The sequence below is a fragment of the Vibrio sp. 1562 genome (assembly GCF_033340155.1).
Lineage (GTDB): Bacteria > Pseudomonadota > Gammaproteobacteria > Enterobacterales > Vibrionaceae > Vibrio > Vibrio alginolyticus.
Window position 1 is genome coordinate 139,537 of record NZ_JAWOVY010000003.1, and the last position, 26,171, is coordinate 165,707.

The 26,171-nt window shown below is 45.4% G+C and carries 22 protein-coding genes; 14 read left to right on the top strand and 8 right to left on the bottom strand.

Annotated features, from left to right (window positions below; translation table 11 throughout):
- Nucleotides 1–21: 21 nt before the first annotated feature.
- Entirely contained in the window at nucleotides 22–822 is an 801-nt protein-coding gene (locus R7Z49_RS04120) for a PhzF family phenazine biosynthesis protein (protein ID WP_031781164.1), read from the bottom strand.
- 147 nt (nucleotides 823–969) lie between these two features.
- Here R7Z49_RS04120 and R7Z49_RS04125 point away from each other — a divergent pair, with 147 nt between their 5' ends.
- Complete coding sequence (locus R7Z49_RS04125; RefSeq protein WP_005376100.1) at nucleotides 970–1,419, top strand: YkgB family protein; 450 nt, start codon at nucleotides 970–972, stop codon at nucleotides 1,417–1,419.
- A gap of 198 nt (nucleotides 1,420–1,617) precedes the next feature.
- Here R7Z49_RS04125 and R7Z49_RS04130 read toward each other — a convergent pair whose 3' ends face one another.
- Both R7Z49_RS04130 and R7Z49_RS04135 read right to left on the bottom strand, forming a co-directional pair.
- The gene (locus tag R7Z49_RS04130) at nucleotides 1,618–2,094 is read right to left on the bottom strand and encodes a DM13 domain-containing protein (RefSeq protein WP_005376099.1); all 477 of its coding nucleotides are present in this window, start codon (nucleotides 2,092–2,094) and stop codon (nucleotides 1,618–1,620) included.
- Nucleotides 2,095–2,289: 195 nt separating this feature from the next.
- Nucleotides 2,290–4,614 (bottom strand): FdhF/YdeP family oxidoreductase, encoded by a 2,325-nt coding sequence (locus tag R7Z49_RS04135; protein WP_085569020.1) that lies wholly within the window; start codon nucleotides 4,612–4,614, stop codon nucleotides 2,290–2,292.
- A 667-nt stretch (nucleotides 4,615–5,281) separates the two neighbouring features.
- On the opposite strand from R7Z49_RS04135, the gene R7Z49_RS04140 reads away from it, so the two are divergent.
- The 10 genes from R7Z49_RS04140 to R7Z49_RS04185 all read left to right on the top strand — a co-directional run bounded on the left by R7Z49_RS04140 (nucleotide 5,282) and on the right by R7Z49_RS04185 (nucleotide 18,714).
- Complete coding sequence (locus tag R7Z49_RS04140; RefSeq protein ID WP_054730252.1) at nucleotides 5,282–6,166, top strand: LysR family transcriptional regulator; 885 nt, start codon at nucleotides 5,282–5,284, stop codon at nucleotides 6,164–6,166.
- A gap of 53 nt (nucleotides 6,167–6,219) precedes the next feature.
- A complete protein-coding gene (gene fdhD / locus R7Z49_RS04145) occupies nucleotides 6,220–7,050 on the top strand; it encodes a formate dehydrogenase accessory sulfurtransferase FdhD (protein WP_047101073.1) in 831 nt (276 codons plus the stop codon).
- Between the two features lie 405 nt (nucleotides 7,051–7,455).
- Nucleotides 7,456–8,850: a hexose-6-phosphate:phosphate antiporter gene (gene uhpT, locus R7Z49_RS04150; RefSeq protein WP_021707729.1), complete on the top strand. Its 1,395-nt coding sequence runs from the start codon at nucleotides 7,456–7,458 to the stop codon at nucleotides 8,848–8,850.
- A 138-nt stretch (nucleotides 8,851–8,988) separates the two neighbouring features.
- On the top strand, nucleotides 8,989–9,597 hold the full coding sequence (gene uhpA, locus R7Z49_RS04155) for a transcriptional regulator UhpA (protein ID WP_005376090.1): 609 nt from the start codon (nucleotides 8,989–8,991) through the stop codon (nucleotides 9,595–9,597).
- Entirely contained in the window at nucleotides 9,597–11,099 is a 1,503-nt protein-coding gene (gene uhpB / locus R7Z49_RS04160; protein WP_170893244.1) for a signal transduction histidine-protein kinase/phosphatase UhpB, read from the top strand. The genes uhpA and uhpB overlap by 1 nt, the downstream gene beginning before the upstream one ends.
- A 6-nt stretch (nucleotides 11,100–11,105) precedes the next feature.
- On the top strand, nucleotides 11,106–12,446 hold the full coding sequence (locus tag R7Z49_RS04165) for an MFS transporter (RefSeq protein WP_064369240.1): 1,341 nt from the start codon (nucleotides 11,106–11,108) through the stop codon (nucleotides 12,444–12,446).
- Nucleotides 12,447–12,570: 124 nt separating this feature from the next.
- Nucleotides 12,571–13,788, top strand: a complete 1,218-nt coding sequence (gene manA / locus R7Z49_RS04170; protein ID WP_005376084.1) for a mannose-6-phosphate isomerase, class I — start codon at nucleotides 12,571–12,573, stop codon at nucleotides 13,786–13,788.
- Nucleotides 13,789–14,140: 352 nt separating this feature from the next.
- Entirely contained in the window at nucleotides 14,141–15,403 is a 1,263-nt protein-coding gene (locus tag R7Z49_RS04175; protein ID WP_047101062.1) for a hydroxymethylglutaryl-CoA reductase, read from the top strand.
- Nucleotides 15,404–15,810: 407 nt separating this feature from the next.
- A complete protein-coding gene (locus R7Z49_RS04180) occupies nucleotides 15,811–17,379 on the top strand; it encodes a DUF1800 family protein (RefSeq protein WP_064369239.1) in 1,569 nt (522 codons plus the stop codon).
- Between the two features lie 9 nt (nucleotides 17,380–17,388).
- Nucleotides 17,389–18,714 (top strand): DUF1501 domain-containing protein, encoded by a 1,326-nt coding sequence (locus R7Z49_RS04185; RefSeq protein ID WP_132936433.1) that lies wholly within the window; start codon nucleotides 17,389–17,391, stop codon nucleotides 18,712–18,714.
- 86 nt (nucleotides 18,715–18,800) lie between these two features.
- Here the strand turns inward: R7Z49_RS04185 and R7Z49_RS04190 are convergent, their stop codons facing one another.
- Complete coding sequence (locus tag R7Z49_RS04190; RefSeq protein ID WP_053349917.1) at nucleotides 18,801–19,895, bottom strand: ketoacyl-ACP synthase III; 1,095 nt, start codon at nucleotides 19,893–19,895, stop codon at nucleotides 18,801–18,803.
- A 162-nt stretch (nucleotides 19,896–20,057) separates the two neighbouring features.
- On the opposite strand from R7Z49_RS04190, the gene trxC reads away from it, so the two are divergent.
- Together trxC and R7Z49_RS04200 are read left to right on the top strand one after the other, a co-directional pair.
- A complete protein-coding gene (gene trxC / locus R7Z49_RS04195; protein ID WP_005387991.1) occupies nucleotides 20,058–20,492 on the top strand; it encodes a thioredoxin TrxC in 435 nt (144 codons plus the stop codon).
- A gap of 176 nt (nucleotides 20,493–20,668) precedes the next feature.
- Complete coding sequence (locus R7Z49_RS04200) at nucleotides 20,669–21,829, top strand: MFS transporter (protein WP_017634647.1); 1,161 nt, start codon at nucleotides 20,669–20,671, stop codon at nucleotides 21,827–21,829.
- 49 nt (nucleotides 21,830–21,878) lie between these two features.
- On the opposite strand, the gene R7Z49_RS04205 is transcribed toward R7Z49_RS04200, so the two are convergent.
- Nucleotides 21,879–22,268 carry a nitrous oxide-stimulated promoter family protein gene (locus tag R7Z49_RS04205; RefSeq protein WP_025767744.1) on the bottom strand — a complete coding sequence of 130 codons (390 nt, stop codon included), beginning with the start codon at nucleotides 22,266–22,268 and terminating at the stop codon, nucleotides 21,879–21,881.
- Nucleotides 22,269–22,282: 14 nt separating this feature from the next.
- On the bottom strand, nucleotides 22,283–22,792 hold the full coding sequence (locus R7Z49_RS04210; protein WP_025767743.1) for a GNAT family N-acetyltransferase: 510 nt from the start codon (nucleotides 22,790–22,792) through the stop codon (nucleotides 22,283–22,285).
- A 136-nt stretch (nucleotides 22,793–22,928) separates the two neighbouring features.
- Here R7Z49_RS04210 and R7Z49_RS04215 point away from each other — a divergent pair, with 136 nt between their 5' ends.
- Nucleotides 22,929–23,120, top strand: coding sequence for a DUF2986 domain-containing protein (locus R7Z49_RS04215; protein ID WP_005376066.1), 192 nt, complete (start codon nucleotides 22,929–22,931; stop codon nucleotides 23,118–23,120).
- A gap of 49 nt (nucleotides 23,121–23,169) precedes the next feature.
- Here R7Z49_RS04215 and R7Z49_RS04220 read toward each other — a convergent pair whose 3' ends face one another.
- Both R7Z49_RS04220 and R7Z49_RS04225 read right to left on the bottom strand, forming a co-directional pair.
- Nucleotides 23,170–25,341 carry a TonB-dependent receptor gene (locus tag R7Z49_RS04220; protein ID WP_017634648.1) on the bottom strand — a complete coding sequence of 724 codons (2,172 nt, stop codon included), beginning with the start codon at nucleotides 25,339–25,341 and terminating at the stop codon, nucleotides 23,170–23,172.
- A gap of 89 nt (nucleotides 25,342–25,430) precedes the next feature.
- A complete protein-coding gene (locus R7Z49_RS04225) occupies nucleotides 25,431–26,168 on the bottom strand; it encodes a siderophore ferric iron reductase (protein ID WP_318111376.1) in 738 nt (245 codons plus the stop codon).
- Nucleotides 26,169–26,171: the final 3 nt, after the last annotated feature.

The window sequence follows — 26,171 nt, forward strand, 5'->3', positions numbered from 1 at the left end:
AAATCATTCCCACAAGGACCGCTACGCGATTCTCATATATCCTCGCAATATCGTTACTGCATTTCCAGAAAGCTTAACGTGCTCAGTGCTTAACAACTCTGTATGGACGACCCCACTTCTCTTGGAGGCTTGGAAGCCTTTCAGTTGCTTTTTGTTGAGCTCTTTAGCCCAGTAAACACATAAAGCGCAATGTGCAGAGCCTGTAACTGGGTCCTCATTAACACCTACCCAAGGCGCGAAGTATCGAGAGACAAAATCGGCGTCAGTGCTTGATTGAGCAGTGATGACGACGCCACGGCCTTTTTGTTTAAGCAGCGCACCAAAATCAGGGTCGAGCTGTTCAAGCACAAATTCATCATTAATGACGACCAACTGCTTATTATCAAACTGACCGTAGGCGACTACATTGGCGGCATCTAGCCCCAAACCATGAAGTAAGTCTTTGTTAATACTAGCTCGCATATCTAAAGTTGGAGCAGGAAACACCAAATGAATTTCTTCATGATCGAGTTGTGCAGTTAAAACCCCAGATAGCGTAACGAACTCAATCGTATCTCCAGTATTATATAACCCCTGCTCTTTCAGAACGTGCGCCGTTGCAAGTGTGCCGTGTCCACACAAAGCAACTTCCGTCCTCGGTGTAAACCAACGAAGTTGCATTGTACTGAGTGACAGAAATGCCGTTTCAGATAACGACATCTCGGCCGCGATGGCCAACATCGTTTCCTCATCAAGGCTTGACTCTGTGATACAAACACCCGCGGGATTACCTTTGAAAACCTCTGATGTAAACGAGTCAACCTGAAAAATTTTAACTTCCACGAAATATCCTTAAGTTCTATCAAACACGTAATTCTGTATCACGTGATTTTTAATATCTGTTGTTTGAGCGAAAAAAACCTATGAAATTTTCTACCAACCTTATAGGTCTTGTTGGAAGCGCTAACAAACAGGAGAATGTAGTTAATTATGCAAAACGTAAAAAGCCATCATCAATGTGACTCAATTGGATATCTTATCGGAGTTTTCGGCGTTTCTTTAGTTCTAATATGGATTGGTATTTATAAATTCACACCTACAGAGGCCAAGCTTATACAACCGCTCGTTGAAAATCATTTTCTGATGAGTTGGTTGTATGATGTGATGTCAGTTCAAGCCGTATCAAACATCATTGGCGCAACAGAAATCATTGTCGCTATTGGATTAATCGTTGGCCTTAAAAACACACGAGTCGCTTATTTTTCTGGCATAGCCGCCGCAATTATTTTTCTTGCGACACTCAGCTTTCTAATTACGACACCGAATACATGGAAAGTGTCTGATGGGGTTTTGGTGACAAACTTCTTTTTAGTAAAAGATATTCTATTTTTAGCCATTGCGATTAGCGTCATCGAACGAAACAAGCCAAACAGAGAATAACTCTAAATAGTTCGAAATCTTGTTTTTCCAGAACGTAGCCTGAAAGGTGCAAACGACTTACAGGTCGAATGGTTCTGTCAATAACTCTAAACAAAGGCTCTTAAATTTAGAGTGTTTAAGAGTCTTTGCCTCTTAATTATGCGAAACAACATCCTAGCGTAAAGTGAAAAGAAAAGCCTTTCACTCTACTGCTAAGGTTTATTGATACTTTGCCGAAGTAATGAACTCACCGAATGTCTCGCACCATACAACAACCGTATTGTATTCAGAAATTGAAGTGCTTTGAGGAACCTCAACAACGAAGTTATCGAACGTTTTGACATCACCAATTAAGCTCATCTCAGATTTAAGGTCATTAAACTCTTGTTCCGTTTCGACAAACTTAGGAGATAGATAGAGTTTATAGTCTGGTCCGGGAGCGAGTTTTCCTACCAACGTAATGACTTCAGAACTCAAATGAATTTCTCCCTCTCCCCAATGAAAAGCGTCGCTACCTTTGAGTTCCCTCTTAAACACTGCGCTGTATTCTGCACCTTGCTTGCTCTTAGCAACTTGTTCATCGGTCGGCGCAGGTGGTGCAATAAGGATCGGTAAAGTATAGATACCTATCGCAATGCCAATAGAAACTGCCACTAAGTGACTGATTGTTAATTTAATTATATTTTTCAAGGTCATAAGCATCTTCTTATTAGTTTTACTACTTGAAATTAGATTCAAATCGGCCTTATCTGTCTATTATCGAGCAGCATAATGTCATTAACATTATACACAAGCTATGCGCACTAAATGCAGACTGAGCGCAATTAAAAACGGCTGATAATTAATATCAGCCGTTTGCTTATCGGAAATGTCGTTGTGCCGGTTTGGTCACTATTCCGCTTCCACCAAAGCGATCTTATCGGATGTCGATTTTTCCAATTTTATCGCAATAAACTTAGAGGTTGGCGTAAACGTTCTATCCCCATAACTGTCCAAAGGAACTAATGGGTTTGTTTCTGGATAGTAAGCCGCCGCCTGACCTGCTGGTACATCATAGGCAACAAGCGTAAATCCGCTCACACGGCGCTCAACGCCATCTTCCCACAATGACACCATGTCCACTTTGTCGCCCGGTTCAAAACCGAGTTTACGAATATCCGCTTCATTGATAAACAGCACTTCGCGCATACCAAATACTCCACGATAACGGTCATTCAAGCCGTAAAGTGTCGTATTGTATTGGTCGTGTGAGCGCATGGTTTGCAAGATCAAATCTGGCTTTTGGCCTTTTTCGAGTATCGCTTCGCTGATCAACTGCTTCGGCAACTCGCTAGAGCTGAACTGTGCTTTGCCGCTTGGTGTATTCCATCGACGCTCGGCAGCTGGGTTTACCAAGTGGAATCCACCCGGGTGTTTAAGCTTATGGTTAAAGTCGGTAAAGCCCGGAATCGTGTCTGCAATCAAATCGCGAATACGGTCGTAATCTTCAATCGCCCACAACCAATCAATTGGTTTTGCCCCGAGTGTAGCATTGGCAATACCGGCAATAATCGCTGGTTCTGAACGCAAATGCTCCGAACGCGGTTTTAGCTGACCAAATGAGATATGTACCATGCTGAAGGTATCTTCAACCGTCACGCCTTGTGGGCCAGTCGCTTGCTGATCAATCTCGGTACGGCCTAAGCATGGAAGAATAAGCGCATCTTTACCTGTTACAAGGTGAGAACGATTTAACTTCGTCGAAATGTGTACGGTTAAATTACAGTTTCGCATCGCGTTGTGCGTACGTTCTGTGTCTGGCGTTGCTTGTGCAAAGTTGCCGCCCAAACCGATAAATACTTTCGCTTGCCCTTCTTCCATCGCTTTAATGGCTTGCACAGTGTTGTGGCCTTCACCACGCGGGACGTCAAAGTTAAATCGACTTTCAATGCGATCCAACAACAGATCTGAAGGTTTTTCATCAATGCCCATCGTACGGTCGCCCTGAACGTTACTGTGACCACGCACTGGTGAAAGCCCCGCTCCCGGCTTACCAACGTTACCTCGTAACATTTGCACGTTTGCGACTTCTTTAATGGTTGGCACAGAGTGACGATGCTGAGTCAACCCCATCGCCCAACACATGATCACACGTTCTGCACGTCGATACATGCTCGCCACCATCTCGATTTCACTTAAATCAAGACCCGATTGTTCCGCGATGTGTTCCCAAGAGGTTGCGTCCACTTCAGCCAAATACTCATCAATACCTGTTGTGTGTTGCTTGATGAATTCACGATCAAATACCGCTTTTCCACCGTTTTGCAATGCCTTGCGTTCCCATTGCAACAAGAATTTCGCGATGCCACGAAACACTGCCATGTCTCCACCTAAAGCAGGACGCAGGTACGCCGTGTTGGTAGGCTCTGAACCGTTACTCAACATCTCAATCGGCATCTGTGGGTTTTGGAAACGCTCTAATCCGCGCTCTTTCAGCGGGTTTAGACAGATAACCTGTGCTCCACGTTTTACCGCTTCACGCAGAGGTTCAAGCATTCGTGGGTGGTTCGTACCCGGGTTTTGACCAATCACGAAAATCGCATCAGCTTCTTCAAAATCATCAAAGATCACTGTGCCTTTACCAACGCCAATGGTGTCTTTCATCCCGATAGCACTGGCTTCGTGGCACATGTTGGAACAATCTGGAAAGTTATTGGTACCGAATGCGCGCACAAATAGCTGATACAAAAACGCCGCTTCGTTGCTTGCACGACCAGAGGTATAAAACTCAGCTTGGTGTGGTGAATCCAATTGATTGAGATGTTTCGCGACAAGTGCAAAAGCCTCATCCCAAGAGACTGGCACGTAGTGATCGGATTCAGCATCGTATCGCATTGGGTGCGTGATACGGCCTTGGTATTCCAACCAGTAATCGGTTTGCGTTGAGAGAGAAGAAACGCTGTGATTGGCAAAAAACTCAGGATCAACCAGACGATTGGTCGCCTCCCAGTTTACCGCTTTCGCGCCATTCTCACAGAAATTGACTTTACCACTATCTGGCGACTCGCCCCATGCACATCCAGGGCAGTCGAAACCGCCATTTTGGTTGGTTTTGAGCATAGTGCGAATGTTTTTAACTGCATTTTCACTGCCCCACCAACTTCTGGTTACGGCTTTCAGTGCACCCCAACCACCAGCTGGACCTTTGTATGTTTTTATTTGTTCTTTTTGGCTCACGACTTTACTCCTCGCAGATATACCAGCAAGCAGGGTGCCCGTGAAAACAAGCGCGTTATTTATTGAGATAATGCGGAAGTATTGAAGGGCTTAGTTTCTAATCCATGTATTTTTTAATCCAAATAAGTAACCACTCAACATGCTCTCGCTTGTCCGAGCGTTTACTTATCTAGATTCTTGATATCGGATACCCGCCTACTGCTTCTAAGACTGTTAGATTCAATGCGCATTGTTGCGTCTTGATCTAAATCAAAGATTAAGTCGTTATTCAATATGCGTCCAATTGATAATCCTGACCGAGTGATAAACAAAATCTATGACGAATTTTTCCACTGACGGTCATCACATTTTTAATCAATACAATTTATGAGGTTAATCGTTTTCCCATCCGATTCCACCTAGTTCGCTTAACGAACTCAATAAAATCGCCACTCTTGATAATAGATAATATCTATCACACTATAGATACTTTAAATTTGACCCTAATTAATATCAGGAATAGCCTTGATTCAGATCAATTTTGAGTGAGGTTTTATTCTTGACTTGGTTTTGGTTTTCCATTCCCCAGTTAAAACGCTCCAGCGCTTAAAAAGTACGGTAGTGCTGTGCCCTTTTTAGGGAGTTCCCCCCGTACATGTGACTCACAACGCAAGGTTAACAAGCCATTATGGATATCAAACAACTTAAATATCTCATCGCACTTGAACAGACCAAACACTTTGGTCAAGCCGCCGCATTGTGCCACATTACGCAGCCTACCTTGTCCATGAGAATCCGAAGCTTAGAGGAAGAACTCGATCTCGAATTAATCCAAAGAAGTCAAAGATTTGAAGGGTTTACTGAAGCAGGAGAACGCATTTTAGCTTGGGCGAAAACCGTCTTAGCCGCTCATGATGGACTGCAAGCCGAGGCTGCTAACTGCCGTGGTCAGTTGGTCGGTTCACTTCGGCTTGGAATGGTGCCACTCGCCAGCCAAAACCCGATGGAATTGCTCAAACCATTAGCTCAACAGTTCCCTGAGTTACGCTTTCAAATACTCTCCATGACGACCGAACAGATCATAGACCAACTCAATCGCAATCAACTTGATTTGGGGATGTGTTATGTCGATCAAGTCAACACCGCTTACTTCGATGTTATCGAGCTATACTCGACCAAACTTGGCGTTTTATTCGATGAGCGTCATTTCGATTTTGCCGAATCTGAAGTGTTGTGGGAGTCACTCAATAACATTCCGCTAGGGCTGCTTTCGAAGGGTATGCACTATCGCCACTCAATTGATCTTAGCTTTGTGAGTAAAGGGCTGGTTCCGCAAACCGTCATTGAAAGTAACTCCACCTTTCACTTGATCCAAGCAGTAACCAGTGGCCTTTGTTGCGCCATTATGCCGCTGAACTGTGGATTAGAAGAGTTGAACGATACGCTTCGCATTATCCCTATCGAAGAAGCCGCCGTTCACGCCCCGCTAGGTTTGTTAAAGCGAAAACAAGAACCCTTCTCCGCGCTAACCGATCAGTGCTTCGCAGAAGCGAAGAACATATTCAATCGATAACAACAACCCACACGTCAATTTTTGGCATACATAACGGCTTATGAGGTGATTTCATGAGATGTACTACTCAATCTTATTTTGAACTGTCCGATTTCAATCAAGCACCACCTCAACCAAGTGCGTTCAATTACCGAGAATTGATTGATGGCCGCCCAGTGCAACAAATGTCGCTGGCGAGTGAGTCAGCTTTAGCTATCAGCTATAACGGCATTAGCCAAGCGGTCATGATGGTGACGCCAGGCCATCTGGAAGACTTTGTGAAAGGGTTTAGCCTAAGCACAGGCATCGTCCACGACTTCAAAGAGATCAAAGACATTGAAATTGGTGGCGATCACGAATCTCATTATGCGGAAGTAGAAATCAGCAACCGCGCTTTCTGGGCGCTAAAAACACAACGTCGGAATCTTGCAGGCACAACCGGATGCGGCATTTGTGGCGTCGAGGCTCTGGAACAAGCTTTGCCTGATTTAGCACCGCTAACACCGTCTCTTCCTCCGCGCTCCGATGTATTCGAAGGGCTGCGAGACAAAGTCGCACTGCATCAAGAAGCCGCACGTGAATCTGGCGCGCTACACGCCGCTTTATTTTCAGATTTACAAGGCAACATCAAGTTGTGCCGAGAGGACATCGGCCGTCACAACGCGCTAGATAAGTTGATTGGCGCATTGGCCAACAATCACATCGAACCTCAAAGTGGCTTCGCAATCATGACAAGCCGTTGCAGCTTAGAGTTGATCCACAAAGCCGTTCGCGCGCGTATCCCCACTCTGGTTTGCTTATCTGCACCGACAGCGTTAACCGTCGAATGGGCAAGAAGAAACCATTTGAACCTAATTCACTTGCCAAAATACGGCTCGCCGCGTCTATACAGCCCTGCGCCTTAACACGTCAACCTAGCCGAATTCCTAATATTTCTAACGGAGACCTCTGGGTCTCTGTTGTTTGTTTCTCATTCGCGATTGATAGCTAGCAACGAGACACTATTCTTCCAACCAAACGTACTCACCCCTTGTCAGCACTAAGCTTGCGTATATTAACCTGCTTGCATTTGAACGCTTTCCAATCCGATAAGAAACCAGTCAAAAACCCATAAATTAGTAAGGATTTTGTGTGACTCTTTTCACGCTTTTCCGCCTTCCTAGGCATTTCTAGGAATTTTTCCTAGCCGATCTAGGCAACCATCTCATGTGCCTCACAAAACCACTCTCTAGAATTCCGCTCAGTCAAAGGTAACAAGAGCGCATAACGGCCTCCGTTGTGTTTCTAAAACAATTACAAGAGAGTTCATCATGTTAAAATTCCTCGAACAGGTGCGGAAGCCGACCCTCGATCTTCCTGTCGAAGTTAGAAGAAAGATGTGGTTTAAACCGTTCATCCAATCTTACTTGGTCGTATTTATCGGCTACCTAACCATGTACTTGATTCGTAAGAACTTCAATGTCGCGCAAAACGACATGATCTCAACTTACGGTTTGAGCATGACAGACCTAGGTCTTATTGGCCTTGGCTTCTCCATCACATACGGCATCGGTAAAACCGTTGTCTCTTACTACGCTGACGGTAAGAACACCAAGCAATTCCTCCCTTTTATGCTGATCCTTTCTGGTCTTGCAATGCTTGGTTTCAGCTTCAGCATGGGCGGCGGTAGTGCAAGCCTGTTCTTGATGGTGGCTTTCTACGCTCTGAGTGGTTTCTTCCAAAGTACTGGTGGCCCTTCTAGTTACTCAACCATTACAAAATGGACACCTCGTAACAAACGCGGCTCTTACCTAGGCTTGTGGAACATGTCACACAACGTTGGTGGTGCGGGCGCAGCGGGTGTTGCTCTTTTCGGTGCCAACTACCTATTCGACGGCCACGTAATCGGCATGTTCGTGTTCCCTTCTATCATCGCGATCATCGTTGGTTTTATCGGTATGCGCTTTGGTAGCGACTCTCCAGAAGCTTACGGTCTAGGTAAAGTAGAAGAACTTTTCGATGAAGCAGTGAGTGAAGAAGACACCGCCGCTGAAGAAAACCAAATGACCAAAAAAGAAATCTTTGTTGAATACGTTCTTAAAAACAAAGTTATCTGGCTACTTTGCTTTGCCAACATCTTCCTTTACATCGTTCGTATCGGTATCGACCAATGGTCAACGGTATACGCGTACCAAGAACTTGGTCTGTCAAAAGAAACGGCAATCTCTGGCTTTACTCTGTTCGAAGTCGGTGCGCTTGTGGGTACTTTGATGTGGGGTTACCTGTCTGACCTAGCAAACGGTCGCCGCGCATTGGTTGCTTGTGTATCTCTTGGTTTGATCATCGTATCGCTTGAGTTCTACCAACACGCCACTAGCGAGTTCATGTACTTAGCCTCTCTATTTGTATTGGGCTTCTTGGTGTTTGGTCCGCAACTTCTTATCGGTGTTGCCGCGGTTGGTTTTGTCCCTAAAAAAGCAATCAGTGTGGCTGACGGCGTAAAAGGTACATTCGCTTACCTAATCGGTGACAGCTTCGCGAAACTTGGTCTCGGTATGATTGCAGACGGTACACCTATCTTCGGCTTAACTGGTTGGAAAGGTACCTTCGCAGCTCTAGATACCTCCGCCATGATTTGTATTGTTTTGCTTGCTTTCGTCGCTATCGCGGAAGAGAAGAAGATTCGACACGCGAAGAAGCTTCAACTTGCACAAAACCAAGCCTAGCTTCTCTGCGCGCTTTACTTCGGTAAAGCGCGCAAGATCATTAAAATGAGTTGATCAATTCAGTATCATTAAAGGTTTTTCTATTGGCTCCTGTTGGAGCTTATTGTTGTTAGTCGTCTGCTCTATTTGGTTGTAATAATGATTCATGTTGCTCTAGTTGATGATCACGTCATCGTGCGTTCAGGTTTCGCACAATTATTAAATTTAGAAAGTGATATTACCGTTGTCGGTGAATTCGGCTCTGTCGCCGAAGCGCGCAAAGGCTTGCCTGCGGTACACCCTCATGTCGTCATCCTAGATATCTCCATGCCAGATGAAAGCGGCTTAAACTTTCTTAGCGAAATACCAACTGGCATTGCCTGCGTGATGCTTAGCGTGCATGACTCCCCTGCGATGGTGGAAAAATCACTAAAGCTAGGTGCAAAAGGCTATCTTAGTAAACGCTGTAGCCCAGACGAACTTATTCAAGCCGTGAGAACCAGTGCTTCTGGCGGCTGTTACCTCACATCAGATATTGCACTTAAACTTGCAACGCCTAGCGACAACACCACCTCTCTATGCCAACTGACAAAACGTGAAAACGAGGTATGTCAGCTACTTGCGACCGGGTTGGATGTAAAGTCTGTCGCGGCAGAGCTTGGCTTGAGCCACAAGACCGTGCATGTGCATCGTGCGAATGCCATCGACAAACTCGGCGTGAAAAACAACGTTGAGCTCGCCAAACTATTTTCTCAAGAGTCCTTTTAATGCGAGCTTACGCTGTTACCACCATTTGCGGACTATTTGTTATGGCTTGCGCCTGGTTCTGCTTATGGGTGATTGCCTATTACTTTGTCAATGATCCCGAACTGGCGATCTTATTGTTTCCTTTCGCTTTAAGATTAGGTGTCGCCCTGCACACTCGCACCGCTTATTGGCCGACGATTTACCTTTCGGAGTGGGGACTTTCCATCGCACTTGCGATCTTACTGGGTCAACCGCAGTGGCTTACCGTGCTGATTGCGAGCATTGCCAGTATCCCGGTCACTCTGATTGCGAAAAAATACTACTACGGAGACCAAAACCGCCATTTAGCCGTGATGAGCGCAGTCATTATCATTAACGCGTTTATTAATGTGATGGCCGTTGGTTTTCACGTTCCTTCGGTTTACATGGTATGGCTGGCTAGCATTTCTGGAGGCTTGCTCGTGGTGCCTATGTGCTACTTGTTATGGAGTTATTTGTTCCAAAGTCGTTGGTCTCCGCTTAGCTCTCTCCTACTTAGTAATGCCGTTGTATTTCAGGTGCGTCATATCGTGCTTTATGCGCTACTTTTGATCGGCAGTATTTTGGTGCAAACCAGCTTGCCTGAAGAGCTAAAACGATTTGCGCCATTTTGTATGGCGATTCCAATCATCGTGCTTGCTCTGCGTTACGGCTGGCAAGGTGCTCTGCTCGCCACCATGCTCAACAGCATAGCGCTGATTGCGGCTCGTAGCGGCGTATCAAATCTAGAAATCACCGATTTGTTATTATCTCTCTCGGCGCAAACCATCACCGGCATTATGCTCGGCTTAGGGGTTCAGAAACAAAAAGACCTCAATCACAAACTGCGCGGCGAACTTGCGCGCAATCAGAATTTGTCTCGCCAGCTTATCAAAGCGGAAGAATCGGTAAGACGCGATATTGCGCGCGAGCTACATGACGAAATCGGACAGAACATCACGGCAATCCGCACACAAGCCAACATCATTAAACGAGTGAACAACGCAGAAACACGCGTTGGTTGCGCGGACATGATCGAAGGGCTTTCGCTCAACGTGTACGACACCACTAAGCGACTGTTGAGCAAGCTAAGACCCAAAATGCTGGATGATTTGGACTTGAAAGAATCCGTCGAGCAACTGACGCGAGAGATGGAATTCGCCAATCACGGAACGAATGTTCAACTGAACTGGCAAGGCGATTACACCAGCCTGAGTGACACACTCAAAGTCACCCTATTCCGTTTATGCCAAGAGTCATTGAATAACGCAGCCAAGTACGCAGAAGCGCAGTTGATCAATATTGAACTGACAATTGGAGAAGCTGCGGTGTCACTGATGATTCACGATGATGGTGTCGGTTTCAAAGTTCAGGACAGCATGAACGGCATGGGCGTTCGCGGCATGCAAGAGCGTGTGCACGCGTTAGGTGGAAAAATCGTTATCTACTCCACCAGCGATCAAATGATCGGCACACAAATCAGCATTACTTTACCTAAGGTGTAACTCAAGATGTTTGGATTTTTACGTTCACCTAAATTTACTCAACCGAGCCTGAGCAACGAGCAAATCGACCAGCGTTACCACCATTGGCGTTTGCACATTATGTTGGGGATGTACATCGGCTACGCAGGTTTCTATTTTACCCGTAAGACCTTTAACTACGCCGCACCAGCGATGATTACCGATCTTGGCTTAGATAAAGGCGATTTGGGTCTTATCGGTACACTTTTCTACATTACTTACGGCTGTTCGAAGTTTATTTCTGGCACGATTTCGGATCGCTCTAATCCTCGTTATTTCATGGGATTAGGATTGATTGCGACAGGTCTGGTCAATATCGCGTTCGGTTTTTCTAGCTCACTCGCGGCTTTCATTACTCTGTGGATCTTAAACGCGTGGTTCCAAGGCTGGGGCTGGCCTTCATGCTCCAAGCTGTTAACCACTTGGTATTCACGTTCCGAGCGTGGCTTCTTATGGGCGATTTGGAACACCGCACACAACGTTGGTGGCGCGCTGATCCCTATTTTGGTGGGCTATTTGACGTTGCACTACAGCTGGCGTGAAGGTTTTATTCTACCCGGCATCATCGGGGTATTGCTCGGTCTATTCGTTTGTTGGCGATTGCGCGACAAACCCACAACAATGGGTTTACCAAGTGTCGGTCAATGGCGCAACGACGCACTAGAACTTGCGCAAGAAAATTACGGACGTGGCCTCACCTACCGCGAAATTCTGAAATCGTACGTATTTAACAACAAATACATCTGGCTGCTCGCGTTCAGTTATGTGTTGGTTTACATCGTTCGTACCGCAATCAATGACTGGGGAAACCTGTACTTGACCGAGCAGCATCACTATAGCCTGATTAACGCCAACGCTGCTCTGTCTATGTTTGAAATCGGCGGTTTTGTTGGTTCATTGGTTGCGGGTTGGGGCTCAGACAAACTCTTTGGCGGTAACCGTGGGCCAATGAACTTGCTGTTCGCGATTGGGATTTTCTTATCTGTCTCTGCGCTTTGGCTGATGCCTCTGACCAACTTTGCATTCCAAGCGGCGGGATTGTTCTCCATCGGCTTCTTTGTCTTTGGACCACAAATGCTGATCGGTATGGCGGCGGCGGAGTGCTCTCACAAAGATTCTGCCGGCGCGGCAACAGGATTCGTGGGCTTGTTCGCCTACATGGGCGCAGCATTGTCTGGTTATCCACTGGCGTTAATTCTTGAAGAATATCATTGGACGGGTTTCTTCATCATCATTTCAGTTTGTGCAGCCGTCATTGGCCTTTTGTTGCTGCCATTTTTGCAAGCGCAGCCATCACGAAAACCACTCGAACCAAAGCCTCGGTTGTAAATCGACTTATCGCCCTTAGGGCAAATTGGCGAGTGACCTAACCGCGCTCGCCCTCCTTATTTAACGTATCTCTGCTCAATTTTTCTTCCGATTCAGTTCGGAGGGTTAACTATGGGAAAAATTCATGAATTTGAACACTATTTCATCGCATAGCTTCTTTCAAATGAACAACAAAATCCAAAACTACGCCTGGGGAAGCACCTCTTCTATTCACGATTTGTTTGGCTTTTCTAACGAAACGAATGAGCCTCAAGCAGAAGTATGGATGGGTACTCACCCAAACGGCTGCTCTGAAGTTCAGGTTGAGCAAAACACGCTGCCTTTGTCTGAACTGATCAAACAAAACCAACCCGCTTACTTATCAGCAGAAACCGCAGCGAAATTTGGCGACCTGCCCTTTCTGTTTAAGATCTTAGCGGCCGAACATGCACTGTCGATTCAAGTTCACCCAAGCAAACAAGATGCCGAAATAGGCTTCGAAAAAGAACAAAGTGCCGGGATCCCACTAAACGCAAGCCATCGTAACTACAAGGATCCAAACCATAAACCTGAGTTGGTGTACGCGCTGACAAGTTACCAAGCCATGAACGGTTTTCGTTCGTATGACGAGATTATTGAGGCATTTGGCCTTTGCGATATCAATGAGCTACGCACACCGCTAGATGCATTCAAACGCGAAATCAACTCACAAGGTTTACGCGATTTCTTTGTGCACATTCTGACCATGGAAGGCGAAACAAAAGAGCGTGCACTGAAACAGCTTCTTGCCCAAGCTTCAGACCAATCAGAGCAAGGTACTAACAACGACGTTTTCCAGCTCATCTTGGATCTATCCACTCAATACCCTGGCGATGTCGGCTTGTTTGCGCCATTACTGTTGAATGTCATCACGCTGCAACCTGGCGAAGCCATGTTCCTGAGCGCAAGAACGCCACACGCTTACATTAAAGGTACGGGATTAGAGATCATGGCGAACTCAGATAACGTTTTGCGTGCAGGACTCACGCAGAAACATATGGATGTTGAAGAACTGGTTAAATGCACAGACTTTGTGCCTAAGCCGTTTCACAGCCTTGTCCTAAAACCCAATGCCAATGGTTGCCAGAGCCTTTACCCCGTTCCAGTGGCAGACTTTAGTTTCAGCATTCTTAACCAACCGAACAATGAAGTGGTTGATGCCAATAGCGCAGAGATTTTGATGGCGATTGATGCCGACCTGACACTCATCAGTGATAACGGTGAGACGTTAACTGCCTCGAAAGGACAATCTGTATTTGTTCCTGCTTACGTTGGTCATTACCGTATTCAAAGTGCGGGACGTGTGGCTCGCGCCTTCAACTAGTTTTTGAATAACTGATTCAAACTAACGTCTGACCCAAGGGACTGGGTTAGACAATTTATTCCTTTCATAGATTGAACCATTCCGCTTTTAAGGCACTCATGCTTACACCTTGTCGAATCCAAACACCTACAGGCCAGTTTCTCTAAGAGGCATAACCTCCCGGATCTGCCATTTACTGCAACATTCATTGTCAAAACCCATTTATGTCCGGTAAATTCGTCGCTCCAATATCAAATCACTTGGATAATAAAGGCGCTTGCACAGTGGTATTTGTTGCAAAACGTATAATCAACGTTGTAATCAAAGCCTCAATCACTACAATCTCTGGTTCGATTTTTCAGTTAACGTTTGTATGCCGAAGTTAAACCAAGATAACCCTGTTCAAAGCTCCGCCCTTTCCGATATCGAAACCAGCAGTAAGATTCAATCGGCATTAGAACCGAAGTTTCACAAGCCAGAGAAACGTCTCTGCTTAAGCCCTGGCCTGTCGGATAAGCATTTGGCGCGCCGTTGGCAAGTATTGGAACACGTGACCAATAAAGATCATCTCCTTGATCCTTTCACGCAGTCACATTGCGATGCTTACTCCAACAACATCGAGCACTTCATTGGTACTGTTAATGTGCCGGTCGGCATTGCAGGCCCTTTGCGCGTCAACGGCTTGTATGCGAACGATGACTTTTTGGTTCCGCTCGCAACGACAGAAGCCGCGTTAGTCGCTTCCTACAACCGTGGCGCAAATCTTATTACCGCCGCTGGTGGCGCGAGCGCATTGTTGCTGAGTGAAGGGGTGAGCCGAACGCCAGTGTTCGCCTTTAATAACCTTGCCGACGCTGGCCAGTTCGTCAGTTGGGTTGTGACCCAGTTTGACGCATTTCGTCAAATTGCGGAATCCACCACCTCACATGGCAAACTCAAAGACATCAATGTAAATATCGAAGGAAACCACGTTTATTTGGTCTTTGAATACGTGACTGGTGACGCTTCCGGACAAAACATGGTGACCATCGCAACAAACGAAGTGTTCCATCATATTTTGGCGACCAGCCCAATCAAACCAACTCAAGCATTCTTGGATGGCAACTTATCAGGCGACAAAAAACCAAACGCGCACACACTGCGCTCGGTACGCGGTAAGAAAGTATCCGCCGAAGTGACCATTCCTGCTGAGTTGGTGGAAAAATATCTGCATACGACGCCGGAGTCTATGGTTCAATTTGGCAAAATGACTACAGTGGGCGGTTTACTTAGCGGGACAATTGGCGTCAACGCGCATTACGCAAACGCGCTTGCCGCGCTGTACATTGCTTGTGGTCAAGATGCCGCTTGCGTTGCAGAGTCTGCCATTGGAATCACTCGTATGGATGTGGACGCTCAAGGCAACTTGTACGCGTGCGTGACCTTGCCAAACATCATGGTGGGGACGGTTGGTGGTGGTACTGGCCTTCCAACACAAAAAGCATGTTTGGATATTTTGGGTTTGCACGGCAACGGCAATGCGAAAGCGTTAGCCGAAGTCGCAGCTGCGCTTTGTCTGGCTGGCGAACTCTCGATCGTGGGCGCATTTTGTGCCGATCACTTTTCTCGTGCTCACCATAAGCTTGCCCGAAAATAACCTTTGTTGCTTTGTACAAGAGAACATCCGTGTGGTTTTCTCTTGTGCAAACCAATGAACTTTATTTATTGGCTCAATAATTTCTTGAAACTAACTTAAGCCTTAACAAACATACCAATCTCTTGTTAACAGTACTTTAGCTGTCCCCCTTCTATATCCATTGCGATATCTCTGCTTGTTACTCTTCATTGGCCATATTTAATATCAGTATCTTAGAAAAAATAGCATCAAAAACTTCTAGCACTATAGTACCAAATTCATCGTTTGAGTTTTTTGTTCACCACTTATAGCTACTATACTCGCCTATGCAGCTGCTTGATTTTCATAAATTTACTAAACAGCTCAAAAGAGCTTAATAACTCCCGTTAAATGGACTTAAATCGTTACTTCGGGTAAGCGAGTTAACTATGAGACGTCAGAAGCTAAATAAAATCTCTGCTTGGGTACTAGGATTGGCTATCTTATTGCTGAGCCATGTGCCTAATGTATCAGCACAAATACAGCAATCCCCATCCGATCAAACCGTTGCGCGTTTTCTCTATCAAACCTCTTTTGGACCAACTCCTGCGTTAATTAATGAGGTTAGGGAAAACGGGTTAGAGGACTGGATACAGAAACAAATCAACCTGCCAGCAACCTACCATCAACCACTTTATCAAACGCCTTTTTCTAAAGGCCTACAGTCAAACCGAGAAAATGCTTGGTATCAGATTGTTGTTACTGCTGAAGATCAGCTCAGACAGCGAACGGCTTATGCATTGAGTCAGATCGTAGTCGTTTCTCGTTATGGCGGCGTTCTTTCCAGCAAACCTACAGGGTTAGTGAATTACTACGATCTGTTGGTTGAGCATGCGTTTGGCAACTACCGAGACCTGTTGTATGACGTTTCCATCCATCCAGTCATGGGGAGCTATTTGTCTATGCTCGGTAGTGCAAAAGAAAATAGTGCGACAGGAACGCTTCCCGATGAGAACTTTGCTCGAGAGTTAATGCAGTTATTCACTATCGGTTTGTATGAACTCAATTTAGATGGCAGTAAAAAGCTAAACCACGCAACAGGCAAACCTATCCCCACGTACAATCAAACTGATATTCAAGAGCTCGCGCGAGCATTAACTGGATGGAAAAATTCCGACATCGCATTCGTGAAACCGATGCGAGTTATCAGTCAAAGACACGACACCGGCGAGAAGCGATTTCTAGGGAACGTGATCCCATCGGGTCTAACCGCACAAGAAGAGCTTTCAAAAGTGATTGATATGTTGATGTCTCACCCAAATGTTGCTCCATTTGTTTCAAAGTTACTTATCCAACGTTTGGTCAGTTCAAATCCAAGCCCAGAGTACGTCGCGCGTGTTGCTACGATATTTAACAACAATGGGGAAGGAGAAAAAGGCGATCTAACCGCCGTTGTTCGAGCCATATTGCTCGACCCTGAAGCATTAGGGATGACGGATACCCCGCCTATAAAAGTGAAAGAACCGATACTGGTCCTGACTAATTTTCATCGAGCATCAGGTTTTACGATTAAAGGATCACGTTACGAAGACGCAACAACGATGATGAACATCGCTAATCAAGGGCCGCTTCGTTCTCCTTCCGTGTTTAATTTTTACTCTCCAGACTATCAGCCGTCTAACGAGTTTACGGAGTCTGGTATTAACTCTCCAGAGTATGAACTTCTCAATTGGTCTGTTTATACCGATTTGGTCAACTATATGTTAACCAGCACTCGTAGAGGAGGTGGTGATTCCTACCACTTCGATCTTAACGAGTTTTATCTTCTTCTGGACGATCACCGTGCCTTAGTCGAATTGGTTAACGAGCGTTTCTTTGCTGGAACGGCTTCTGCTGAATTGAAAGAGCTCATGCTCACCGCCCTGAATGATTATCGTGGGGACTATGTGCCAACAACAAAACTCGCTCTAGTGATATTTACCGCCATTTCTGGCGACGAATTCTATATTCAGGATTAGGAGTGAATTATGGATATTTCACGACGACATTTTATACAAAGCACGCTATCGATGGGCGCACTAGCCTCTCTTAGTCTGCCAGGTTACTCTCTCGCAGCGCCATCCAATGACTTTCGAGCATTAATATGTGTGTATTTAGCAGGCGGAAACGATGCATTCAACACCATACTGCCATTATCGGAGGCGCACTATCGTCAATATTCCAAAGTCAGAGGGCCACTCTCTGTCGCCAAAGAAGACATACTCCCTATCAATTTGAGTGCTGTCGATAGCTCAAATCACCCAGTGAAGCTCGGCTTACACCCAAAGTTAAATGCGTTGACTTCCGTTTTCGAACAAGGCGATGCCAGCATCGTGCTCAATAGTGGCATTCTCAACCATCCCGTCACCAAACAAGCTATTGAGCAAGGTGAAGCATCACTTCCCGAGCAACTGTTTTCTCATAATTCTCAAACAGACGCTTGGTTACTTGGTGGAATGAGCGAGTCTAAAAATCTTGGTTGGGCTGGCAGAATGTTGGATGTATTAAACTCTGAATCAGAAATAACACCGCTATACAGTGTGCATGGCAACTCGCTTTGGTTACGGGCAATGGAACACCGCCAAACCGTCCTGAAAAAAGATCGCGCAGTTCAGCTTACCGCGATTGATAGCCCTTTATACAAAGGTATCTATGACCGCCTTCTCTCTCATCAAACTGACAATCCATTTAATGGTCATTTTAATTTGATGGTTGATGAGTCGATGGTAATGAGTAGTGTACTGAGCGAGCAACTCAACCACATTGCTGACGAGCCGCTGTTTACGTCATCGACGCTCGGCAAGCAGATGCAAACCGTGTACAAATTGATAGCAAGCCAAGATGTCCTGAAGCAGCAACGACAAGTCTTTTTCGTTAAACACTCTGGGTATGACCTACACGATTCGCAATTGGCACGTCATCCAGTGTTACTTGAGGATCTCGCGACAAACCTTTTAGCAATGTATCGTGCGGTCGAACGGTTAGGGCTAAACAAGCAAGTTACCTCTTTCACTATGTCTGACTTCGGTCGACGGATGATGAGCAACGGAAATGGTACCGATCATGGCTGGGGTGGCCATCAACTATTAATTGGAGGCGCGGTAAATGGGAAACAACCTATCGGTACATGGCCGGAACTAATACTGGGCGGAAACGATGATTACTCTCAAGGCCGACTCATACCCAAAATTGCCGCTGATCAAGTTGGTTCAACACTAGCACAGTGGATGGGCGTGAGTGATAACGCTGCACTGGAATACGTCTTCCCGAACATCCGTAATTTTACTCATTCAAACCTGGGCTTTATGGCTTAAGATATTTTTCAGGTTAGCTGTAGAACGCATCATCAAATAAGGGAGCCTCGCGCTCCCTTACTCATCTTATGTTTGCAGAGTGTCCGTTACACCTCGTCGCGACGGCGTTCGTTACACAGCTTAATGGCACGCTCAAGTAATTCTAACGCGGATTGCTCACACTCAGGCAGAACCGCATCACTTTCAGAAACTGGCGTTACGCGGTCACCCCATTTCAATACTGCCGCACCCCATGTCAAACCTGCACCAAATGCAGCAAGAAGCATATTATCACCTGGGTTAACTCGACCTTGCTCTACCGCTTCACACAATGCAATTGGCACCGTCGCAGCTGAAGTATTGCCATAGTTTTGAATGTTAACAAACGCTTTGTCGTGTGGAATTCCAGACAGGTCACACAAGGTTTGAATAATACGAATATTCGCTTGATGCGGAATCACAACATCGATTTGTTCCGTCGTTAACTGTGATGCTTTCAGTACGGTTTTCGCAGCTAGCCCCATGCCTTTTACTGCACGTTTGAAAATTTCTTGTCCTACAAAGTTGAAATCCCAGTAACCGTTGTCTTCCGCAAAGCGATCCATACAAGTACCAAACTTTGGTACGGACAGAATATCTCGGCCTTTTGCGTCACAACCGATTTGAGACTGTAGTAAACCCGTTTCTTTTTCCGTTCTTGATAACACAACGGCGCCCGCACCATCACCAAATAGAACAGCGGTATCTCGCATTGCCCAATCGATGTAGAAAGACAATCTTTCCGCACCAATAATGATCGCGTTACGATAGTTACCTGATTGAATCAAACGTGTGCCCGTTTCTAGGCCATAGACAAATCCCGTACATGCGGCATTTAAGTCAAAGGCAGCGGCTGCACGAATACCTAGGTTCTGCTGTACCTTAGACGCGATATTTGGAATCAATGAATCTGGTGAACAAGTCGCCACAATGATTAAATCCACGTCTGTTGCATCGACGCCTGCTCGAGCTAATGCATGTTTAGCAGCAACGGTCGCCATGTCTGACGTGTTTACATGACTAATACGGCGGTTTTCGATACCAGTGCGGGTACGAATCCACTCATCGGAAGTATCGAGGAAAGTGCTAAGATCATCGTTAGAGAGCACGGCTGGCGGAACACATTTCCCCCAACCTGTAATTTCAGCGTAGTAATTTGTCATCGCAGACCTATTTATTGTTGTATTTTAATAAAATTTCTTAGAACCTTAGGCTCAAATACAAACCTGCGCTGCGTTATTTCGGCAGGTTAAAAAATAAGTATACAAATAATGAGGCTGACTGGTAAGTCATGTTTTCATCAATACGTAATAAAGGAAGAAGTCATGTCATCGTTTAAAACTCGCTGCCCTTCGTGCGGCGGTCTAAATCGTGTCCCTAATGAGCGCGTTGCCGAATCTGCAACTTGCGGTAAATGTAAAAGTGCACTTTTAGACGGCTCGCCTATCGAAGGTACACAAGATAACTTTTCTGCTCTATTACAAAGTGATATGCCTGTTGTAGTAGATTTTTGGGCCCCATGGTGCAACCCGTGCGTTGGTTTTGCTCCTGTTTTCTCTGATGTTGCTCATGAGCAAGCCGGAACGGCTCGTTTTGTTAAGATTGATACCGAAGCTCAACAACAACTTGCGACGCAATTTGGTATTCGCAGTATTCCTACCATTATGGTTTTCAAGAATGGTCAACGCGTTGATATGATCAATGGTGCGTTACCTAAAACTCAATTCGATCAATGGTTAAATCAAGCACTTACTAAATAATCTTCCACGCCAACCTTGTTTGTAGGTTGGCGTTTTTATGCAACTTATCAACCTATCTAGTTAACAAATATTATTTATCGAAACGACTTAAATTTATCATTTTACTTGCCTAACTATTAGCCTCATATTCGCGCCGAATAACCCTTAGATTTCATTTAACTTATAGGCGCAAAACAGTGGAAAACACAGTCGTTCCTGCAGCATCACCACGAGTTACAGTTCCAGTCGTCGCACTGTCTCTTTATGCGGTGGCTTCGGGCTATTTAATGAGCTTGATCCCTCTCATGCTCGGTGAATACAACATCTCAGCAGATTACGCGAGTTGGTTGGCGAGTGTGTTTTATGGCGGCTTATTAACCGGTGCTATTTTTATTGAACGTATCGTACGTCAAGTTGGTCACCGTAACGCGTTTATTGGTTGCTTGGCCGTATTTTCGCTAACTATCGTCACACTACCCGTGTTTGCTAACGGATTGATGTGGCTTGCCGCTCGCTTTATTGCGGGTATCGCGGTTGCTGGTGTTTTTGTCATTGTTGAATCTTGGCTAATGTCTGGAGACGAAGCATCGCGTGCGAGACGTTTGAGCTTGTACATGCTATCGCTTTATGGTGGTTCAGCATTAGGCCAGTTTGGTATTGGCGTGCTTGGCGTAAGTGGCGGCGTTCCGTTTATTGCGATCACGACGTTGATCTTAATGGCGATGCTGGTGCTAATGTTCATTGAGTGTGAGCAGCCAAACAGCCATGAATCAACCGCTTTATCATTTAAGCAAATTGCCAAACTAAACCATGCAGCAATTATTGGTTGTGTTGTTTCAGGTTTGACCTTAGGCGCGATCTACGGATTAATGCCAGTTGAGTTAACTAACCGTAAAATTAGCCATCAAGACATTGGTACATTGATGGCGCTAGTGATTCTAGGTGGCATGCTAGTTCAACCAATGGTGACCGCGTTAAACAAATACATGAGCCGCACAGTGCTAATGGCGTTTTTCTGTATTTTGGGTATTTTTTCGATCGGTATGACCTTTATTTCCTCGTCAGCCGTGGTATTGGCTGCTGCATTATTCTTTTTAGGTGCAGCTACTTTTGCCTTGTACCCGATTGCAATCAACTTAGGTTGCGAAGGACTTGATGAACGCTTTATTGTCTCTGCGACACAAGTCATGCTGTTTAGCTACAGCATCGGCTCTGTTGCTGGTCCTGTTGTCGCTGATAAATTTATGGGCCAAGAACACGGCTTGCTAGGCTACTTGTTTGCCGCTTTGGTTGCGACTGGCGTATACATGCTACTTGCTGCGAGCAAAACCAAGCAGCGTATGGCCGCTGGCCTCTAACCACGCCGCTTCTACTCAACGAAAACGAGGGCATGTCGCCCTCGTTTTTTTATTCTTCGCATTTTTGTTTAGATAAACGCTTGTGACGGTTTGACGCGTTCGCTGCAGGCTTTTCCGGTACCATTCGCTTTTCATGAAGCAAATGACGAACCGCCAAGATGGGATGTTTCAGTAACATTCTGGGGCCAGAGTAACGCATGACCAAACGCATTTGTTCTTTCGGCTCTGGTTTGTAGCAGTGAATCGGACATTTATTACACGTCGGTTTATTCTCTCCATAAGGACAGCGGTCGAGGCGCACTTCTGCGTATTCAAGCAGCTCATGACATTCTGAGCATAAGTCACGTTTTGTTCCATGATGGTCATGACAGTAAACCTCTACCATGGCTTTTACTGTCTTAAATTCAGTGGCGAGTTTGCCAAGTAAAATATCGCTCATGCGCTATCCAAAAATCACAACATCATTGTGTAAAGTTCTAACGTGCGGCCATTATCATATTGCTGCTCAACTCGTTCAAACTCAAAGCCCAGTTTTTTGAGCAAACTTATACTACGAATATTGTCATTGTTGGTGATGGCAACCAAATTATCGAGTTTCATTTCCTCTCTAGCGTATTCCAGCACTGCGGTTGCAGACTCCGTTCCGTAGCCGAAGCCATAAGCGGAAGGTAAAAATCCATATCCGAGATCATAGTGTTGTAATGTGTCACGTTTAACCAACCCACAAATCCCGATGGGTTGTCCATCTTCTTTCTTCTCTACAACGAGTAAACTCACGCCTCTAATTTTTTGCATGCGTAGCATGTTTTCTTTTATGTAACGCGCCGCTTCATATTCGGTACGAATTTGTTTGTCTCCGACAAAACGGTAGAAGTCTGGGCGGTTATAAAGTTCTAGTATAAATGGTGCATCATTTACACTCACAAGACGCAGTATCAAACGTTCGGTGTACAGTGTTTTCATTTGGGCTCCATTAAAACGCGATAGATGATTGGACATAGGAACGTACTTGAATTTTGCGACCGATACCGGCGCTTATTTAGTTGTAACTTGATAAAAAAGTAACTATCCTGCCTCGCTAAATTAAAGGACCACCACCATGAACCGCAAGAAGAAAATCAATCAGATCTTGAAAGCGAAGCAGAAGAAGCATAACGCTAAGCTACATAAGAGCAATAAGCCGCGTTATATCTCCAAAGCTGAACGCGCGAAAATGGAAGCTGAAGAACAAAACCAAGCTTCAGAACACACGGAAAACGTTGTAGACACAGCGCAGACAGATCAAGCCTAAAAGAAAAGCCGCTTCAAGCGGCTTTTTTGATATTTGGAGCGAGTTAGCTTTAGTATTCAACACTGTAGTTCAGTGTGAATGTGCGACCTCTTCCTTTGTAGTCGTACGCTGCTGCATCGTAGTGTGCTGCATAAAGAATCTGCGCACGTTGTCCCCAAGCGGTTGTGTAGTCTTCGTCAAATAGGTTTTGAATACCAAAACCTAACTGCCCGATAGGTAGTGTTACGTTACCAAGAAGATCAAACGTAGTGTATCCATCTAGTTTGTTGTTTGCGTCATCTTCGTAATCAAACATCGTCTGGCTTTGTAGACGTAGTGAATAGCCATCCTGATAGTAAGCCGCCCACGCGTTCGCTTTTGATGTACTTGCTTTACCCGCACTTAGATCTTCCCACTTACCGTTGGTTTTCAGCTCAGAAACCACATAGTGACCTGATGCACCTAACAAAATATCACGGTTTACCCAGTAGTTAATGTTTGCTTCGGCACCGTATACACGTTGCTCGTCATCAACATTGGTGATTAGGAGCGTCTTCTTGTCATACTTGATTGAGTTATCCGACACCGAGTAGTAACCCGCCGCTTGCAGTGCGACAGTATCCGTATCTAATCGGTAACCAATTTCATAGCTGTCCGTTTTGATGCCCGACATTTTTGAGTCAGATACGTTAATGCTATTGTTCAACGCGTAGTGACCATTTGCATCCGCGGCATCGTAGCTACCTTGGCCGTAGTACTTTGCAGGATCAGCGAGTTCGAAACCTTGAGAGAAGTTCGCCCAAAGCTGAGATTCATCGTTAAGCTGATAAATGGTGCCCAAATTAAATAAGCTCACAGAGTAGTCAGTGCTGCCACCTGGTACCGCATCCGCTGATACACCATTACCCGATGCGATCTTCTTTTGTATACTATAGGCAACAAAATCATCAATCTTATTGTCCATGTATTGGTAGCGGTAGCCTGCTTGTACTGACCAATCTTGATTGATTTGGTAATCCCCTTGGACAAACATTGCGTAAGACGCCACATCAACATCTGGGTAACGCCCCACTTCGGCATAGGTTCGATTAATTAAGTTCCCAGAGCTGTTCGCAATGGTTGGATCGAACAGAGCCTGGTTACTTTCAAAACGGTCTAAGTACGCATCGACACCATAAACAAGTTTGAATGACTCCCAGCTTTTAGCTAACGCTAAGCGCCCAGCAAAAACTTCTGTTTTTTGTTGAGAGGCACTTTGGTAATAAGGAGTAAAGGTTTGGTCTTCACTACGGTAAGATAACTCGCCTATCAGTTGATGACCGAATACGCTGTCGTGAGCGTAGTTCGCACTTAAGAGAACTCGCTCTGTACCATGTTCACGGTCGGAATCGAACCCCTCTCGTACATCAACAAATTTATTGTTAACAATGTACAAACCGTATGGCGAATCTTGCTGGCTGTCATAGTATTGTGCGACAAGGTTTAACTTGCTGGCATCGGAGATTTGAATCTCGGTCGATCCCATAACATCGAGCGTTGAATTATACTGCAAAGAGCCCTGTGAAATGTCTGGGGTGACAATGTCGCCATTTGCGTCAAATGCACCTTGTGTCTCGGTGTACACAACCGAACCTCTAGCGGTAATTCGCTCATTACCACCCGAGATAGACTGAGCGAGTTTGTAATCAAAGTCATCGCTGCTATTAAAGCCTGTAGTGCCACTCACGTAGGATTCAAACGACAAGTCATCCGAGTACGCTTTCTTGGTGATAATGTTAATAACACCACCAGTAGCGCCTGCACCATAAATGGAGGTTGCACCAGATAGTACTTCAATTCGCTCGATGTTGAATGGGTCTATTGCATCTAACTGACGACTAATCGGGCGAGAAGACTGTAACGAGACACCATCAATCATTACCAACATTGCTCTACCGCGAAGGTTCTGACCATAGTTAGTTCGACCACCGGTGCCGACGTCTAAAGAAGGGATGGTTGCAGAAAGAATATCACCCAGTGTCTTGCCCGCACGATATTGCTGAGCAATCTCTTCTTGGCCAACAAACCAAACCGTTCCTGGAATATCGGAGATCGATTTCGGCATCACACTGCCTACAACAACCAATTGCTCATCGCTCGGAGTCGATGTTTGTTGAAGATCTTCTGCTGCTATTGAGCTAACTGCGTATCCACTGCTCATCGCAAGTACGATGAGATTGAAAGAAAACGTCCTTTTCATCATTGTATTTATCTTTTTGTTGTCAACAAGAGCATGCAATGATACTTATTCTCACTCTCAAATCGAGCACTGTTACACAAGTTAAATAAATGTTAATTAAGAACCTTCTTGCTCATAAGCTGTCGATTTTCCTCTAAACGAGGACAATCTGCACAAAGCTTTCTGCCTTCACACTTATAGACTAAACAACAACTTTTTCTTACTAACTTTAGCGGCTGATCAGATTCCGTCTCATGAAGTGAGCGGCTATTATCAACATCCAAACCCATTGCGCTTAGCCACAAGACCGCATGCTCCTGAAGTGTCGAGTTAGTCATTTGCGGAAAGCGCTGTTGGAGACGAATTAAACAAGCCATGATTCCGTCCGACATCAATTGATGGGTGAAGCCAGGACGAATGCGTGTCCATTGACTCATCTCTTGTTGATAGAAGTCGAACAGTTCTCGGATTTGACGCCCCGCCTCTTTTATCAACGCCTCTGGCTCGCCATGTATATGCGCTTCGTCGGAGAATCGGTACCCAGAAACAAAACAAGGTTTGAGGTGCTGCGCTATCTCGCGAATGTTTGGCAACGTGTGGTAACCGTAAATAGAGATGAATGCGACATAAACTGGCTGCCAACAAAGTAAATCCCACGTTCTTGTCAACCAATATGCTTTTCCCGCTTCCGGATGAGCCTCCGAGATTTGCTGGTAAAGGCCTTGGATGATCGGGTTGATATCATTTTCGATATGGATAGCTTCTTGCCCTATCTCGCCGATATCACCGTGTAGGTAAGGTGTTATCTCACTCGAAGTTTGAAACAGTTGCGGGAAAAATTGCTCAGACATGAT